This window comes from Leisingera sp. F5 (assembly GCF_001593695.1).
In genome coordinates this window covers 1-2,303 of sequence record NZ_LUKH01000479.1, presented here as the reverse complement: position 1 = coordinate 2,303, position 2,303 = coordinate 1, and the positions used below count along the sequence as shown (strand labels likewise).

General features: G+C 60.2%; 2 protein-coding genes. Both read left to right on the top strand.

Going from position 1 to position 2,303, the window contains the following annotated elements; all coding sequences use genetic code 11:
* Positions 1-1,003 (top strand): calcium-binding protein (locus A2I95_RS32175; RefSeq protein WP_291736370.1); only part of this gene is annotated, 1,003 nt, incomplete at its 5' end.
* Positions 1,004-1,218: 215 nt separating this feature from the next.
* The gene (locus A2I95_RS32170; protein WP_291736367.1) at positions 1,219-2,025 is read left to right on the top strand and encodes a mechanosensitive ion channel domain-containing protein; all 807 of its coding nucleotides are present in this window, start codon (positions 1,219-1,221) and stop codon (positions 2,023-2,025) included.
* The last annotated feature ends 278 nt before the right edge of the window (positions 2,026-2,303 follow it).

Sequence of the window (2,303 nt, the reverse complement as noted above, 5' to 3'; positions counted from 1 at the left end):
CCAGTGGTGTAGGCCCTTCTCATATCCGTCTTCAGCCAAAAACTGGCGAAACTTTTCAAAGGTTAAATCCATGCCGACTATGACCGTGACAGGTTCCCTGACGACCCAGATGACCGGGCTTATTCAAACCTTCAACGGGGCACGGCTGACCAATAAATACGGCACCGGAACATTCTTGCTGATTTCCAACTACCCCGAAACCGTGAGCCTAAACGGCTATGATCTGCGGGCTCCTGGCTCAGGCAGCTATTTTATCACCGGCGACATCACCAAATTCCACTATGCTGAGATTTCCTTGACCCCGTCATTCCACACCATCGAAAAGCTGGTGCTGGACGACGTCGATGTCAGCGCTGAAGGCCTATTTGACCTGACCAGCCGCACGGCCACTACCGCAACGGGGAAATTCAACCTTGAAACGTTCCAATCCTTCGTGAACGAAGAAGGCTGGACCATCAAAGGCTCGCGCGAAGACGATGACATCAGGCCCGGCGCCTTTTTCACGATGTCTCGAAGCGAGACCATCAGAGCCGGGCACGGCGCAGATACTGTCGCGGGTGGAACCGGTGCCGATTCCATTTCCGGCGGAAGCGGTAAGGATGTTCTAAAGGGACAGAATGGCAGAGATACCCTTGATGGCGGCGGCGGCAATGACAACCTTCTGGGCGGTAACGGAAGCGACAAACTGCTGGGCGGCGATGGAAATGATAAGCTGCTAGGCGGCGACGGCAAGGATGTTTTGCGCGGCAACAAGGGCAAAGACACGCTCGATGGCGGTGGCGGCGCCGACCTGTTTATCTTCAAGAGGGGCGACGGCCACGATACGATCCGCAACTTTGACGCAAGCGAAGACCTGATCAGGATTTACCGCGGTGCGTCCAAATTCTCCGATCTGGAGATCAGCGACACCGGCAAAGACGTCGATATCAGGTTTGCAGATGTTTCTATCACCCTTCGCAACTTTGACGCGGACGATGTGACTGCTGATTTGTTTGTTTTCTGAAACCAGGGCAAGGCGGGGGCGCTGAACCCCAGCTCCTCCTCTGTGCCGACTGACTGTTCTCGGGCGCGCGTCCGCACCATCCTGCGGCTCGCGGCCTGCCTCCCCCAAAGGTTGAGCCTTTGCCGCCCGATCTTTCCCCGCTGCACCCTATTGCCTCAGCACGCCTCATCCACGACATTCGGGCACAGTTAGGGAAACCGGTTGGGACTGCGGACATGGAACAGATGATTGAACAGGCGGGGGCCTATTGGCCCCTGATGGTAAATGGCGCCAAAGCGCTGGTGGTGCTGATCCTCGGCTGGATCGCTGCCGGCTGGATCAGCGGCGCGGTGCGCCGCCGCATCAACAAGACCCCGCAGATCGACCCGACATTGGGAAATTTCGCCGCCAGCGTCGTGCGCTGGGTGCTGCTGCTGGTGGTGCTGGTCGCCGTCCTAGGCATCTTCGGCATCGAGGCCACCAGCCTGGTCGCGATGCTTGGCGCCGCCACGCTGGCAATAGGACTGGCACTGCAGGGCACGCTCAGCGATCTCGCAGCCGGATTCATGCTGATCCTGTTCCGCCCCTACAAAATCGGCCAGTATGTCGATATCGGCGGCACCGCCGGCACGGTAAAAGACCTGAACCTGTTCATCACAGAACTGGCAACACCGGACAATGTGCAAATCATCGTCCCGAACGGCCAGGCCTGGGGCGCGGTCATCACCAATTTCTCGCATCACGACACCCGCCGCGTCGACATGGTGTTCGGCATCGACTACGGCGACAGCGCTGATGCTGCCAAGGCGATCATCCTCGAACAGGCCGCCGCCGACGCGCGGGTGATGCAAGATCCTGAACCTTGGGTGCGGGTGACCAATCTGGGGGACAGTTCCGTCGATCTGACGGCCCGTGTCTGGTGTGAAGCGGCGGATTACTGGGAAGTAAAATTTGCTCTGACACAGGGTGTGAAAGAGGCTTTCGACGCCAAGGGCATTTCTATTCCTTATCCGCATTCTGTGGAAATCAAGAAGGAGGGCTGAGGCGTTCCCGCCCGTCTTCGGCCCCGGCGGGCCTCATCCCGTTGGGCCTGGCGCCCCGCCTTTGGCGGGGCGTTTGTGCGCTGCAGCCCGGCTGGGCGCCCGGGGCCCTAGCCTGTCCGCGCCGCTTGCGCGGCCCGTGCCGCGGCCAGCTGGGCCCGCGCGGCGCGGGCGCGGTCTTGCAATCTGTCTTCCGGCTCGGCGGGCGGCCAGCCGCACAGAACAGTATACCCGTCCGCATCGGCAAAGGCCCATTGCGCGGCCAGCAGCTGATAGCTCTT